This window comes from Paenibacillus sp. FSL L8-0708 (assembly GCF_038009325.1).
GTDB lineage: Bacteria > Bacillota > Bacilli > Paenibacillales > Paenibacillaceae > Paenibacillus_AQ > Paenibacillus_AQ odorifer.
In genome coordinates, this window is the sequence record NZ_JBBPBC010000001.1 from 6,292,180 (window position 1) to 6,307,105 (window position 14,926).

The 14,926-nt window shown below is 44.1% G+C and carries 10 protein-coding genes; 3 read left to right on the forward strand and 7 right to left on the reverse strand.

Annotated elements, in window-relative coordinates:
• Nucleotides 1–52 precede the first annotated feature (52 nt).
• Together NYE58_RS29590 and NYE58_RS29595 are read left to right on the forward strand one after the other, a co-directional pair.
• Nucleotides 53–937, forward strand: coding sequence for a carbohydrate ABC transporter permease (locus tag NYE58_RS29590; protein ID WP_036679565.1), 885 nt, complete (start codon nucleotides 53–55; stop codon nucleotides 935–937).
• 27 nt (nucleotides 938–964) lie between these two features.
• Entirely contained in the window at nucleotides 965–1,855 is an 891-nt protein-coding gene (locus NYE58_RS29595; protein WP_036679567.1) for a carbohydrate ABC transporter permease, read from the forward strand.
• Between the two features lie 92 nt (nucleotides 1,856–1,947).
• On the opposite strand, the gene NYE58_RS29600 is transcribed toward NYE58_RS29595, so the two are convergent.
• A complete protein-coding gene (locus NYE58_RS29600; protein WP_076277611.1) occupies nucleotides 1,948–3,078 on the reverse strand; it encodes a homocitrate synthase/isopropylmalate synthase family protein in 1,131 nt (376 codons plus the stop codon).
• Nucleotides 3,079–3,719: 641 nt separating this feature from the next.
• Between NYE58_RS29600 and NYE58_RS29605 the strand changes: the two genes are divergently transcribed.
• Entirely contained in the window at nucleotides 3,720–4,547 is an 828-nt protein-coding gene (locus tag NYE58_RS29605; protein WP_036679597.1) for a TerC family protein, read from the forward strand.
• A 78-nt stretch (nucleotides 4,548–4,625) separates the two neighbouring features.
• Here the strand turns inward: NYE58_RS29605 and NYE58_RS29610 are convergent, their stop codons facing one another.
• The 6 genes from NYE58_RS29610 to NYE58_RS29635 all read right to left on the reverse strand — a co-directional run bounded on the left by NYE58_RS29610 (nucleotide 4,626) and on the right by NYE58_RS29635 (nucleotide 14,888).
• Complete coding sequence (locus NYE58_RS29610; protein WP_341003733.1) at nucleotides 4,626–6,278, reverse strand: response regulator transcription factor; 1,653 nt, start codon at nucleotides 6,276–6,278, stop codon at nucleotides 4,626–4,628.
• Complete coding sequence (locus tag NYE58_RS29615) at nucleotides 6,265–8,028, reverse strand: sensor histidine kinase (RefSeq protein WP_341003734.1); 1,764 nt, start codon at nucleotides 8,026–8,028, stop codon at nucleotides 6,265–6,267. Before NYE58_RS29615 ends, NYE58_RS29610 begins: the two co-directional genes overlap by 14 nt.
• Before the next feature lie 83 nt (nucleotides 8,029–8,111).
• Complete coding sequence (locus tag NYE58_RS29620; protein WP_038573097.1) at nucleotides 8,112–8,999, reverse strand: carbohydrate ABC transporter permease; 888 nt, start codon at nucleotides 8,997–8,999, stop codon at nucleotides 8,112–8,114.
• 19 nt (nucleotides 9,000–9,018) lie between these two features.
• The gene (locus NYE58_RS29625; protein ID WP_341003735.1) at nucleotides 9,019–9,924 is read right to left on the reverse strand and encodes an ABC transporter permease; all 906 of its coding nucleotides are present in this window, start codon (nucleotides 9,922–9,924) and stop codon (nucleotides 9,019–9,021) included.
• A 183-nt stretch (nucleotides 9,925–10,107) separates the two neighbouring features.
• Entirely contained in the window at nucleotides 10,108–11,760 is a 1,653-nt protein-coding gene (locus NYE58_RS29630; RefSeq protein WP_076194604.1) for an extracellular solute-binding protein, read from the reverse strand.
• Nucleotides 11,761–12,515: 755 nt separating this feature from the next.
• Entirely contained in the window at nucleotides 12,516–14,888 is a 2,373-nt protein-coding gene (locus NYE58_RS29635) for a YcdB/YcdC domain-containing protein (protein WP_341003736.1), read from the reverse strand.
• Nucleotides 14,889–14,926: the final 38 nt, after the last annotated feature.

Here is a 14,926-nt window from a genome sequence, read left to right on the forward strand (position 1 = left end):
TCCCGTTACGATGGTAATAGATAGATTACTCTTTAAAAGGACGGAGATTTCCATGCACAGAGTGTTAAGCGACAAAAAAGCGATATTCTTACTCATCGCACCTGGACTGTTCCTATTTGCTTTTATGATCTGCATCCCTATCTTCATGAGCGCTTATTACGGTTCTACGGATTGGGGCGGAATCGGCAAATACAATTTCATCGGCTTTGATAACTACCGCGAAATTCTATTTCATGACAAAGTGTTCTGGAGATCGCTGGTCAATGCCCTGCTCCTGACCGCTGCCACTGTATTTTTACAACATCCCTTTGCCATTCTCATGGGGATATTCCTAACCAATTCCGGCAAATACGAAAAAATATTCCGGACGATCTTTTTTATCCCCGCTGTAATTTCCGTCGTCGTTACAGCCAAGCTGTGGACCGGAATTTTCCATCCGAACTACGGACTGCTTAACAAGCTGCTAAGCGGAGTTGGATTGGACGCACTTACGCATGATTGGCTCGGTGATCCGAAGACAGCCATCTGGTGCATCATCATTGTTGTTATGTGGCAAGGCTTTGGTTATGCACTGCTGCTGTATTATTCAGGTCTGCAAGGCATTCCGGAAGATTTAAGCGAAGCCGCAAGAATCGATGGCGCCAACAACTTTACCCTCTACACGCGTATCATCATTCCGCTGCTTTCGCCGATGATGCGGGTTGCCATCATCATTGCCGTCACCACCTGTCTTAAGCAAATGGAAACCGTATTCTTAATGACCAACGGTGGCCCTGCAAATAGCACACAGTTCCTAGGGAACTATCTGTACAAAACCGCCTTCTCATCATCGCTATACGGCTATGGTAATGCCATTTCGATTCTGTTTATTGTGTTCTGCCTGATCCTAACCGTTATCCTCAACAAGATTTTAAAGAAAGATATCGGAGAATTTTAAAGAAACCCTGTAACCGGAGGATATCCTATGAATAATTCCTTATCGCCTGCCGCTTCACCCCCTAAGCTAAACCTTCACAAACAAGAACGCAGAAAGCCTACAACAGGCAAAATCCTAATGATGGTGTTCCTGTGTATCATCGCGTTGATTCAGTTATTTCCGCTTATTTGGTTGATCGATTATTCCCTGCTCAAGAGCGGTGAGTTCTTTGGAAGCTCATTTCTGAAATGGCCCTCTCCACCCCAGTGGGAGAACTATCGAAACGCTTTTACCTACGGGCGTGTGCCACGTTATTTTGCCAACAGTCTTATCATTACAGTGATAACTGTTATGCTCTCTGCGCTGGTGTCCCTGATGATGGGATATGCGTTTACCCGGATGAAATGGAAGCTAAGTGGCATTGTCCTCTCTCTAATCATGTTAGGCATGATCATCCCGATTCACGCCACATTGCTGCCAAACTTCATTCTGTTTAACAAGCTTGGGATGCTGAACAATATGTATACATTGATTTTGCCTTACTCAGCCATTGTCATCCCCATGAGTGTCCTGATTATGACCGGGTTCCTGGAGACCATCCCACGGGCTATTGAAGAGTCCGCCGTTATTGATGGCAGTGGCATTTACGGGTTAATCTTCCGTATCATCCTGCCCATCACCAAACCCGCGCTGGCAACCATCTGTGTGCTCAACTTCATCAGCACTTGGAATGAATTCATTATGGCGAATACCTTCCTCACCTCGGAAGATCTTAAGACGATTCCCTTCTCCATTATGAAATTCACTGGTGAGTATTCATCCAACTATGGTGCACAGTTCGCGGTTATGACGATCATCGCTATCCCAACCATCCTGATCTACCTGCTCTTCACAGAACAGATGACCAAGGGAATTACCGCTGGAGCGGTTAAGGGCTAACACAATAAACTTAATCCTAACAACATTAAAAGGCTGACAAGACAGGTTTCATACCCGTCTTGTCAGCCTTTATTCATTCTTACTAATATCTCTTACGGTCGTTGCCAATCCTCCCTCAGCCATTCAACCAAGAGGAGCTCTGGCACATTCACTTTATTAACTTCGGCATAGTCTCTCACCCGTTCAAGCAAACGTCCCGCGGTTCCAGCACTAACCTCTAAACCATGTGCGTTCAGTACATGTATGATTCCACCACTTCCGGAATGTTTACCTAACACAAAATGATGTGCTCTCCCCACCTCTGTGGGATCAAAGGTCTGGTAGGTGGCTGTTTCTTTCAACAAACCGTCAACATGTATCCCAGATTCATGTGTGAAGGCGAGTGATCCGACGATTGGTTTGGCATCGCCGACACTTCGGCCCGAGGCTGTGATCACCCTATCCGCCAGCCCTTTCAAACACTCCGGACGTACGCTGCTCTCCCCGCCATAAAGATAACGCCAAGCCATCACTACTTCTTCCATTGCTGCATTCCCGGTACGTTCACCAATCCCTGCTACCGTAGTGCTTGCCCAGACCGCACCCGCGGCAATACCGCTAAGTGTGTTTGCAGCCGCAAGACCAAAATCATTGTGGCAGTGTACCTCAAGCTCTACATCTACAGGAACAGCACTAAGTAATGTGCTTACCCGCTCTGCCATTTGACCCGGATGATGAGCAGATACCGTATCCGCATAACGGAACCAACGAATGCCTTCTCTATATAATGTATTTACCAGTTCAACCAAGTACTCCATACTTGCCCTTGAAGAGTCCTCCATCCCCACCGACACAGTCATTCCTAGCCGTTGACCATATTCCGTCGCATGCAGTAATCTTGTCAGACCTTTGGCAGGTGTTAAACCTAGCTTACCTTGTAATTGAATTTCCGAGACAGGGATCGATACATGACTCCAGTTCACACCCGTCGCCCAAGCTTTGTCGATATCACTTTCCAAAGCCCGATTCCAAGTCATCATCTTCATAGGTAGACCTAAATCAGCGATAGCCGCAATATCTTCTTGCTCTTGCTTGCCCATGGCAGGAATTCCTACCTCTGCTTGCTCCACTCCGCATTCCGACAGCAACCTTGCGATTTCCAGCTTTTCTTCCCTCGTGAATGAAACTCCAGCCGCCTGTTCACCATCCCTAAGTGTCGTATCGCATAGCCTGAGACTTTTCACGGTTTACCTTCCTCTCCGCAGCAAGTGCAATTCGGATTACGGGTAATATGGACGCTGTAACAGGCGAAGTCGAGTGAATTGAAGCGATGCATTACGCCCGCATAAGTCGTCCCTACCCTTGTAACCCATTTTACGGCTTGCAACGCAGCCAGACAACCCGCAATTCCGGAGGTTTACATTACAATTAAGATTTCTATGTAAGGTTATATAACCTGTTCAGCTCTAATTCCGTTTTCACTTTGTTTATTTACACTTAATTCTGAGCACTATGTCATGTTTCTAGGCCAAATTCTAGATTATAAATAGATATAATCCCATTTATTTCTGCAACTTTTATTGACAATGACTTTCATCTCGTATATGATCTCTTTAGGCAAGAACACATTGAATAATCTTAAAAATTTAATATATCCCGTAAAGGGGAGTAGCTGTTAAATAAAGTCGTCAATACGAGAATATGAGGATATTCTCCGGCTTTATTGGCAATTCACATTGTTAGCGAGACCTTTACCAATCAGGTTAGACCTTTATTCCAAAGGCTAATCTGTTTGGTAAAGGTCTTTTTTATATAAATTTGGTTAAAATGGTAGGGTAGATATCTTTTGGTAGATATTTGCATTCAAAAAGGGAGGACAACAGTAATGGATTGGGGATTATTATTAGAGTACGGTTGGGTATTGCTTGTTCTGGTAGCACTAGAGGGACTACTCGCCGCAGATAACGCATTGGTATTGGCAATTATGGTTAAGCACCTTCCTGATGAGGAAAGAAAAAAAGCGTTGTTTTACGGATTAGCGGGGGCCTTCGTGTTCCGATTCGGTTCGCTATTTGTCATCTCCTATCTGGTCGATATCTGGCAAGTACAAGCCATCGGCGCGATTTATTTATTATTTATCGCGGGTAATCATATTTTCCGAAAACTGTTGTTTAAGAAACCTGTCACAGATGAAGCTGCTGAAAGCGGCACTGACGGTGCGGTCAATAAAAAGAAATCCAGCTTTTGGTTTACTGTTCTGAAGGTAGAAGTTGCTGACATCGCCTTCGCGGTCGATTCCATCCTAGCCGCAGTTGCACTCGCGGTTGCTCTTCCTGCAAGTGGTCTTCCAAAAATCGGAGGCCTTGATGGCGGACAATTCCTCGTCATCTTTGCCGGTGGATTTATCGGTCTGGTCATTATGCGTTTCGCAGCTTCCTTCTTCGTTAAGTTGCTGCATTCCCGTCCAGGACTTGAAATTGCAGCCTTCTTTATCGTAGGTTGGGTGGGTGTTAAGCTCTCAGTCATTACATTGGCGCACCCTTCACTTGGTGTTCTGTCCGAAGATTTCGCTCATAGTACCTGGTGGAAAGCCACCTTCTACGTTGTGCTCGTACTCATCGCTGTAATCGGCTGGTTTATGAGTAGCCACAAGGTTGAAGAGAATGTTGGCGAGAATCCGGTTCGAGAAGTAGACAAACAACTCGGTAAATAATCGTTAAAATACAGCCACAAACCATACCCCGAAAGATGCACCTTCTGAACAGGTGTCCGTCTTTCGGGGTATTGTTATTTATCCTCGTTTTTGCTCTCGATATTCCTGCGGCGTACAGCCAACGGTTTTTTTGAAGAATCGAAAAAAATAGTGCTGATCACTAAACCCGAGCTGGCCGGAGATCTCGTGCATTTTTAGAGCAGTTCCAAGCAGCAGCTCCTTACTCAGCTCCACTTTTTTCTCCAGAATATAATCAGAAATCCCCTTCCCTGTCGTTCTTTTATACCAGCGTGACAGATAGGACGGATTAAGTGAGACTTCCTGCGCAATCCGGGTTAAGGATAAATCATCGGCCAGATGGGATTTAATATATTGGTGGATCATGGACAGGATATTCGATTCATCATGTTTATAGGTAGCGCTTCTGTTCGAGATAATCCATTCAAAAAACGTGTGATAAAAAGAGATGACATCCGACCAGTGTGTATTGATATTAAAATATAACATGCGTGATAAATTCATACCGCTATGTGCTTTTTCCGTTAAACCTAACTCTTGTAAAGTCTGCAGCAGGGTGTTGCTGATCCCAGACAGTAATCTTAATCTCAAAAAAGGATCCTCCGGCCCACCTTCCCCCGAGAGCTCCACCCATTTGCGAAAAGATGTGCCCCAATCGAGATCACCTTCAAGCAGCCGTTGTTTTAAATAGTCGAGCAGTAGTTCCGCTGTTGCATTTCGATTATGCATAGAACCTGGACTTGGGCTCACTTCCTTGGTATTTATCCTCAGCAGCTTTTCCATCCCAAGTCCGGGGCTATCAAAAATGGCTAATCGTAAACGGTTCAAGGCATAGTTCAGCTCATGCCAATGCACTTCCTGATCACTAGCGATAATAGACACAGATAGTTGCAGACATTTGCCACAGGCTTGCTGAACGGATTCCATTGTTCCGTGGACGAAGCGGAGCGTTTTTAACCAGAGCTCTTCTTCCTTGATTGAGGATACACTTTCACTTTTAGGCTGAACAAAACAAGCTATCGTCCCCGGATCCAGATCCACAGCCTTAACTTCAACCTTGTCGCTGAGCAGCTCCTCCGCAATATTGGCTACCGCATAACGAATTAAGCTCCGGTCAGAAGCCGTTTCATAATTTCGCCAAGCCTCCATTCGCAGAATAATAGGCAGGACGGGTCCATCCGCGTTGAACGGGAGCTGAATGGCGTCGAATTCAACCTGCAAGCTCTGCCGGTCTATCCGTTCGGTGCGTCTTAGAATATCGTGTAATAATTGCTGCTGTAACTGGGGCAGCGCGCGCGGGAGCTTGTCGCGAAGCCACTGGCTTTTATAGAAATAATCCTCTTCTGAAGATATTTTCTCCAAAGTCAGCTCCACAGCGGCACGAATTTTATCCATCCCCTCTGTCTTCAATAAATAGTCAACTACACATGGATTTCGGATCGCCTGATGGGCAAAATCGAATTCATTATGTCCTGTCAGCAGAATTACTTTACAACGTGGCCAGCGGTCGACAATTTCCTGAATTAACGCCATTCCATCCATACCCGGCATACAGATGTCACTAAGCACAATATCTATTTTTACGGTATTAAGCCAGTCTATGGCATGATCCGCTGAATGAACCTTTATGATCTCCAAATCTTTAAAATCTGCCTTTACAAAAAATTCGTACAGCCCATCCAAAATATTAGGCTCATCATCAACTATCATCATTCGTTGCATCCTGCACGTCCCCTTTAAGCGGTAAATTGACTCTTACACAAAGTCCGCCCAAACAACTTCTCTCTGCCATCAAGCCATAAGGGGAACCAAATTTGATCCTCAATCTCTGATTCACATTTAATAAACCCGTGATTTCCCCCTGAATGGCATTCTGCTCGGAGAACTGGCGCTGCAAGAGATTTAACTTGTCCTCACTAAGTGAGTCACCGTTATCTTCTATTATAATAGTCAGCGTATGCTCAACTTTTTCATAACTCATTTTTAATAGGCCATTGCTGCTTTTTTGCTTAAGCCCATGCTCGAATACATTTTCAATAATGGGCTGCAGGAGAACCCGTGGGACTTTGATGTCCCGGCAATCCGCTGCAATCTCATCTACCTCAGCTCTAATTCTCGCGCCAAAACGAATCCGCTGTATAGCCAGATAGACCAAAGCATGCTCCTGCTCTTGCTGCAAAGTAACCTCCTGGGCGGAATCCCGGGTCATGTACCGAAAATATTGCCCTAAATAATCAGATAACTCCTTGATCAGCTCTACATTTTCCACCTCAGCCATCTGTTTTATGCTAAATAGACTGTTGTAGAGAAAATGAGGGGTGATCTGCGATTGTAAATGTTTAAGCTCCGCTTCCCCTGTCCGGATACGCTGCACGTAGTTCTCATCGATTAACGTATTCAGATGCTTAAGCATCTCATTGAAACGAGAATATAGATACCCAAACTCATCCCTGCGGGAGTGAGTAATAAAGATCCCCGTCTGCCCCTGCTCCGCTTTCTTAAACCCTCTGATAAGAATAGACATCGGGCGATGAATCATCCTGTACGTCCATAAAGAGAACAAGATAATGATCACTATCGAGACAACGAACAACAACCATAGCAACAATGAGTAGACATGAATCGGCTTCATGAGCACCGTATTGGGAATATTTGCGGTCAGCCTAAAGTTATTGCTGTGATCGTAGAGCGAATAGTAAAAAGAATTATCAAAACGATACCGCTGCACACTTACAGTCTCTTCACTATTTAGAGGTTTCTCTATGGGGAACAACCTAGGCTTCTGGTCAGAAGTTGATATCACATAATCGTTATTGCCGAAGGCTAACGTAATATCGCTCCCCCCTGATACCGCAAATTCTTTCAAACGCAACTCAAGCTCAGGTGAGGAAAGCTTCACTCCCAGCAAAAAATTAGGTGAAAGATTACGATCCAGATTATAGGGATTACTGCGCAGTAAATATAACTCGTCTTCGTATTTAGATAAAGCACCCTTCAGATTACCCATAGTGGCCAGCAGACTTTGCCATTCCTCGTTGGTGACATCCCTAACCCCCACCGCAGCGCTAACCCGCTTATTAATTTCCGGTACATAATACACAACATCACTAATATAAGGACTGGTTTCTTTGATTTGTTTTAGCTTGGTGTATATATTGTTCAGATTAGAATCCACTTCGTACCGGCTCATAATTGGAATACGGGTACTGAAAGTAGCCAGCGTTTCATCCTGAGAGTACTCCGTGACTAAGCCCGTTATCCGTTGCAGCTCAAATTCAAGATGGCTGTAGTAAAAATGAACCTTCGATTCGTTCGCCCTCTCCACTTCAGCTTGCATTTGGTTGGAGCTATAGTAGGTAATAGATATACTCAACGCGCAGAGTGGAAGCATGACCAATAGGAAAGCTCCGATCAGCTTGATCACAATGGAATCGGGGTTCCACCCGATGGAGAATGATTTCATTGGAATGTTCTCCCTCTTCTATCGAATAATAATAAAGAAGGAGCCGTGTTCAGGCTCCTTCTTATATTTAGGTCCAGTCCAGTTTAACCCTTTACACTACCCACGACTAGTCCATGCACAAAATATCTTTGCAGGAACGGATAAATCGCCAGGATCGGAATGATAGACAAGAAGATCTGGGAGGCTTGCGTTGTACGGTCTGAGATTTGGTTTAACAACGCAGCTTGTTCAAAAGTAATATTTTCAGTCTGGATCGATACCTGCTGAAGTATGGATTGTAAATAGGTGGCCAGCGGATAATGTTCCGGGCTTCTCATATAAATCATACCATCGAACCATGCATTCCAGTGACCCACCAAAGCGAACAACGTAATGGTCGCAATACTTGGCATAGATACCGGCAGATACACACTCCATAACGTGCGTAAGTGTCCCGCGCCATCCATCCATGCGGCTTCCTCCAATTCTTTGGGCAAACCTCTGAAGAAATTGAGCATAAGCAGAACATTAAAGATCGGCACCGCGCCCGGTATAACAAGCGACCAGATGCTATCCAGCAGCCCCATTTCTTTTACAATTAAATAGCCAGGAATCAGACCCCCGCTGAAGAGCATCGTGAACACAAAAATCCAGGCATACACGGTCCGTGAGCGGAAGGACTTTGCCTCTTTAGACAGCGGATAAGCTACTAGAATCGTAAACAACAAGTTAACGGATACCCCAAGCACTACCCGGAGCAGACTAGTTCCGAAGGAGTGAATGAACTGGTTGTTCTGAAGGATATATTTATAGGAAGAAAGTGTGAAATCCACAGGCCAGAAGGTTACGCTACCCGCGTTAACAGCTGCGCTGGAGCTGAAGGAGATCGCCAGAATATTCACGATTGGAAAAAGACAAAGCACCGCGAGCAAAGTCAGAAATACATAATTGCAGCGGAGAAACCAACGATAAGCAGTTGAAGTATGGTGCATTTAGTCCACTCCTTTCTCTCTAAAAAATCCGATATTTAGCAAAACGATACGCCAGATAATAACCCAGCCCGATAAATACGAAGGAAACTACCGATTTTATCAATCCTAGTGCGGTCGATACAGAGTACTGAGCATCCTGTAGACCAATTCGGTAAATCATCGTGTCCAAAATATCACCTGATTCATACACTAGCGGATTGTACAGGTTGAACACTTGGTCAAATCCCCCGTTCAGGACGTTGCCAAGGCTGAGTGTAAGCATCAGGATCATAATCGGGCGAATGCCCGGAAGCGTAATATGCCACGTCTGCTTCCATCTTCCGGCACCATCGATTACAGCAGCATCATAAAGGGAGGAGTCAATGCTGGTTAAAGCCGCCAAATAAATAATCGTCCCGAATCCAAACTCCTTCCATTGATCTGTGATCACTAGTACGTATGGGAACCAGCTATTGTCCGCTAGAAATTGAATAGGCTGCATGCCTAGTGCTTTTAAAAGCATGTTGACAATCCCGCTGCTCGGAGACAGTACATCTACGATAATCCCGCCCAAGATAACCCATGAGAAAAAGTGCGGCATATAAATAATCGTCTGAATCGAACGTTTGAAGCCGTTTACACGAACCTCATTAAGCAATAAAGCCGCTATAACTGGCACGGTCAGGCCAGCAATAATTTTCATGACGGAGATAAATACAGTATTCCATACGACCTGACCAAAACCGGGAAGCTCAAACAAATAACGAAAGTTTTCGAGCCCTGTCCAGTTCATATTCTTAAACCCTGAGATCGGGGAAAAATTCTGGAAGGCAATTACAAGGCCAGCCATCGGAATATAACTAAAAATAATGATCACTATTAAGGCAGGTAAAATCATTAAATGGAGCGGAATATTACGTAGAAATTGCTTAGTATTAAAGTGCATATGCTTTCTCCTCCTTGTATCTCAATTATAGAGCAGCCCCAAATTGCCTTAATAGTGTAGCGTATTGACTTTAAGTATCTTTTGTTGACCTGGTTATCGAACCGAATAGCTGTTCAGCCAAAAAAAGAACTGCCCGTTTGTCATTATCATGACTAGGGGCAGTCCTCTTCTGCGTCGTTTTTACTAGTTTGCTTTTACGATATCATTTACTTCTTTCGTTATTTGATCTCCACCGAGCTTTTTCCAGTTGGCTACGAATTTGTCGAATTCATCGATAGGAAGACTTCCGTAAATGATTTTGACAAAGGTCTCTGCACGCAGTTTATCCAAGGTAGCCGCTTTGCTGTTCATCGTTTTAGTTGGGGCATAAATGAACTCATTCATCAACACCAAGTCGTTGTCGCGGTAGTGTTTGATAACCGATTGTGAGCTAAGCGGCCCAAAGATCCGTTCCATATGCCATTTATCAAGATCTCCACCGCGGTAGCTTTGAATATCATCATAGAATAATTTAGCTTCAAGGCCCATGTTTGAGGTATCTCCCGATTCAAGGGCTTTTTCCACTTCATCCTGTGCCTTTACATTTTTGTTCGGTGGCAGGTTGGATACAACCGCGTTTTGGAAGCCCAGACCTGTGTCCCCGTTCAAATATTTTGCCCGTTCTGTTTTAGCGGACTCCCCAAACATTTTCTCTGCTTGGAAGTTAAGCAGCTTGATCAATGCCTCCGGATGTTCGTAGCCCTTACGGACCGCGAATACGCCACCAATTGTAAGATGGTTTTGGGTTTTGGCAGGTTGGTCATCAATAGATTGTACTGGATAAGGCACCCAGTTAACATTTTGATCCTTTTTAATCATGTCCTTTACTTGGAAAGGGGCCCATTGCGGCAAAAATAACATACCGGATTTACCAGCATTCACATCCTCCATCGCTTTGGCAAAGTCTTTTACCCCAAACTCTGGATCAATGACTCCTTCTTTATACAATCTTTGCAGCTCCGCAAGTCCAGCCTTTACCTCCGGTTGAATCGTACCATTCACAACCTCGCCATCGGCGTTTTTGATCCAAGTTTCCAGGTAAGCATGGTACCCGAGTAGAAACGCATTGATTGGCAAGTCCTTGTTCAACGAAATGCCGTAAGTATCCTGTTTGCCATTTCCGTCTGGATCTTTAAATGTAAAGTCTTCTGCAATCTTAATAATATCCTGCATGGATGTTGGCTCTGCCAGATTCAGCTTGTCCATCCAGTCTTTTCGAATCCATATCATATCAGAGGAATCCAGCGAACCCGGGAAGCTTACCATCGCCATCAGTTTTCCATCTTTCGTAACCGGCTTTAGCCCTGCTCCGTCCTCTTCTGCGTAATATTCTTTGACAAGATCCGAAGCATATTTATCAAATACCCCGGTCAAATCCTCCAACATGCCAGCTTCATAAAGCTGCTCAAATTGCACCGTGGACACCTTTAACAAATCAGGCAAATCCCCGCTCGCCAAGGTAACGTTCATTTTATCGTTATAGTTGGCATCAGCCACAATCCAGTCATAGGACACTTTAATCCCAAGCTCTTCCTCGTATCCTCTGGTCCAGATGTTATTGGAATGTGTATCGCCCTGCGCCAACGTCTCTTTGCCTGTTTCGTTCATCGTGGAGCGAAGTTTGATCGGCGGATCATATTTGGTTAAAGGGCCGCCTTCCATTTCCGTTTGCGCACTAGTGTTTCCCTCTGCGGTACTACTACTGTTTCCACTATTATTGCTGGAGCAACCACTGAAAACTAATGATAAAACAATGGCCGATGCCATTAAAGGCAAGCCTTTAATCTTTCTTTTCATCTATTGAACCTCCCTTATTTTCTATATCCTAATTGTAAGAAGAAAGCGTTAACACAGCGAGTGTGAACCGTTTACATTCGGTATCTTTTCTTTACCTATTCATGTTCGCCTAACAAAGCTCCGCTTTAGGGTCACTCTGATTATCATAATACTGTGAGTTTGTAAGTGTCTATGTATTGGTAATTAATTACACAAAAAAGAGGCTGATCCTTATGCTATCCCTTAAGAATCTTAGCCATCAAGATTACCTATTTAGTGAGCCGGCGGTGCATAGTGTAGGCGGATTGGACTGAGGATTGCGCGGAGGAATGGACTGAGGATTGCGCGGAGGATTGCGTTCAGGATTACGCGAAGGATTAAATTAAGCGTTGAATTACGTTGAATTACGCGGTATTACGCGTTTAATTGTATTTAGTACACTTATAATGCATCAAATCACTCGGCCAAAGGATATAAGTGTATTCCGTACACTTATATTCTTGCTTTTCTCGCCAGTAGGTGAATTCTCTAGTTTTTAGTTGCAGAGAATGCAATTAAAGATACACATTCACCTTTTGCATAAGAAATAGCTGTATAGAATGCAGTTATTTTGCGGATTCCAGCAAGAATCGGCGCACAAAAAATGCTGAGAGAATACTGGAAACTGCATCTGCCAGATAGAGATGCTTTAGTCAATCCGCCGCGCTGCAAACTAAAAAACCAAACAGCGATTCTCCAATCGTCGGAGAATCGCTGCCTGGCTGTCTTTTTAACACTTATTGACCAATGATCTGATCGGTCTTTCCTTGCAGCTCCACTAGCTTCATGATCACCGAAGCCGCCAGCGCTTTTGTTACATTCTGCTGCGGATTAAACTTGCCGTTGTCATCCTTTAAGAGTCCCAATTTCACAACAAGAGCCACGGCCCCTTTATTGTTTATAGCTGAGCTATCACTAAACTGACTTACAGTCACATCTTTATCAAGATAAGCTGTGAGTTTATTGTATTTCAAGAAATTAGCCAGATGAACAGCAAGCTGTTCCCGGGTTAACTTACTCTCTACTTGCAGGCTTTCATCCTTATTGATCCATTTACGATCTGCTGCAAAAATAACTGCATCATAATATGAATTCTCTGGCTTCACGCCTGCCACAGTTTTTCGTTCATTATTATTATAATAATTGGTGAAATTTGGACTAGAAGCTTTGGCAAGATAGGATAACCAATCACCGACAGTTATTTCTTGATCCGGGTTCACTTTGCCTTCGGCATCCGGTGTAATCACATGGTGGTTTACCAATTCTGATAATTCCCGCTCTGCTGCATGACCTTTGATATCCGTTGCAGATAGTTGAGCATCTTGCTGACCGAGGTAATCATACACCGCAACCCATTTTCCAGTGGCTGCATCCAAAACCTGATTCAATCCATTAGATTCATCAAAGGTTGTATCATATACCAGCTTCACCTTCGGTGCGACATAGTTACTATAAGTATTGTATCCGCCAACCTGAGTATACTTCAGTTTAGTCTGATATTTAGGTTTATAACTTTCGAGCGCTTCTTTCTTGGAAATTGTTGCATCAGGCGATAATGTGATTCCATCGATACCGCTTATCCGATTCCCCATGTAAGAAGTCAGTCTGCCGTAAAGATCCAAGCTTACCGTAATGGTGCTGTCACTCACAGGAATTCCTTGATGATATCTAATAAACTGGTATCCATATCCTGATCCGTCTGAAGTCAAACTCGAATTATCCCCGTATTCTACCAGCTTTAGCTTCTGGCTCGCCTGAGGATATAGACTATTAATTATACTAAGCGCTTTCACCTTCGCTTCAGCCTCACTAAGCTTCTTACCTCCAGCAGGTGCCGGCTCTTCCTTCTTCTTATCCTGAATAGCACCATAAGCTTGAACCTGGTACTGCAATACTTCACCGGTCTTTGCATCGATCTCGGCAGAGGATTGTTCTGGAAAGCCAGCACCAATGTAACGATCATTTCCATTACTGCCCCAGTATAGCTGCCAGATTTTCCGATCTGAATCCTGATAGTCATTTCTCAAGGTTTGCGAGATCAATTTACGATCTGCCGGGATATAAGCAACCTTCTCTACAAGCTGTGCTGCTTCTTTTGCAGAAAGCTCTGTACTAGAACTTCTTGCCTGAAAAACATCCTTGCTCTTCGCTACTTCTGAATACACGACTGAGGTGGATACGGATTCTTTTCCTTCATAATCTATCCGCTTGCCCGTTAATGCATCGATAGGATATAGAGACTGATCTATTGGACGCCAGCCTAGGATCCAGTTGTTAGGTTTTCCGTTCTTATAAATAGGAATGTAAAATAGGCCCACATCAAACTGTTCCGCAAATTGCTTCTGTGCTTGCTCCAAGGTAATCTTGGGCTGTGCAGACGGGTACTCAAGCCCTTGAGAAGACTTAGAGAATTGCGTTACAGTTCCGTTACCATCCACAACTATGTTAATGCTGTCCGATCCAGAAGGAATACCATTTTTCAGAATACTGAAGTTATATCCATATTGAACAGGACCGAATAATGATTCCGAAAAATAACTATAACCAACATTCTCATTTAATTGCAGCTCACTGCTCTTAACCGATGAGGCTGCCTTAGCCACAAAAGTCTTGGCGATCTCCAATGCCTGAGTCTGCGATACTTTCGGTGGATAATAGGATTCGTTCTTCTCCTGGGAGAATGAGAGATAGGTGTTGATGATATCACCATTAATGGCGTCTACCTCACTGCTAAAACCATATCCCATATTCCCTTCTTGAACCTGCCACTGAATATGCCAGATCATTTGATTTGCTGGAGCTGGGTAGCTTTGGTTAGATCCCAGTTGAACATTGTTTACAGTTGCATCTTTTAGAGATGGGAATAGTTCTTTTAACTTTGCAATGGCTTGCTCCTGCGTGAATTTCACTTTTGCAGGATCAGCCTCAGATTTCGTAGTCGTAGCTGGAGCCGCTGATTGCGTACTAACCTGCGTTACGGAAGTGTTGCTGCTAACAGATATAGAATCGGCTGCGGCTAAGCCAGGGGGTAAGAGTAACGCGAGTGCAACGGAAGTGATTAATACCGTTTTAGCTGTTTGATGAACAAAAAGAGTACTATTGCTTTTCAAAAGAATTCATCCTCCTCTAACACGTGATTCATATTATT

Bases quoted from the DNA above. Each gene is read 5' to 3' on its own strand.
- NYE58_RS29595 (WP_036679567.1), top strand. From the start codon at position 965: ATGAATAATTCCTTATCGCCTGCCGCTTCACCCCCTAAGCTAAACCTT.
- NYE58_RS29625 (WP_341003735.1), bottom strand. From the start codon at position 9,924: ATGCACTTTAATACTAAGCAATTTCTACGTAATATTCCGCTCCATTTA.
- NYE58_RS29630 (WP_076194604.1), bottom strand. From the start codon at position 11,760: ATGAAAAGAAAGATTAAAGGCTTGCCTTTAATGGCATCGGCCATTGTT.
- NYE58_RS29610 (WP_341003733.1), bottom strand. From the start codon at position 6,278: ATGATGATAGTTGATGATGAGCCTAATATTTTGGATGGGCTGTACGAA.
- NYE58_RS29590 (WP_036679565.1), top strand. From the start codon at position 53: ATGCACAGAGTGTTAAGCGACAAAAAAGCGATATTCTTACTCATCGCA.
- NYE58_RS29605 (WP_036679597.1), top strand. From the start codon at position 3,720: ATGGATTGGGGATTATTATTAGAGTACGGTTGGGTATTGCTTGTTCTG.
- NYE58_RS29620 (WP_038573097.1), bottom strand. From the start codon at position 8,999: ATGCACCATACTTCAACTGCTTATCGTTGGTTTCTCCGCTGCAATTAT.
- NYE58_RS29615 (WP_341003734.1), bottom strand. From the start codon at position 8,028: ATGAAATCATTCTCCATCGGGTGGAACCCCGATTCCATTGTGATCAAG.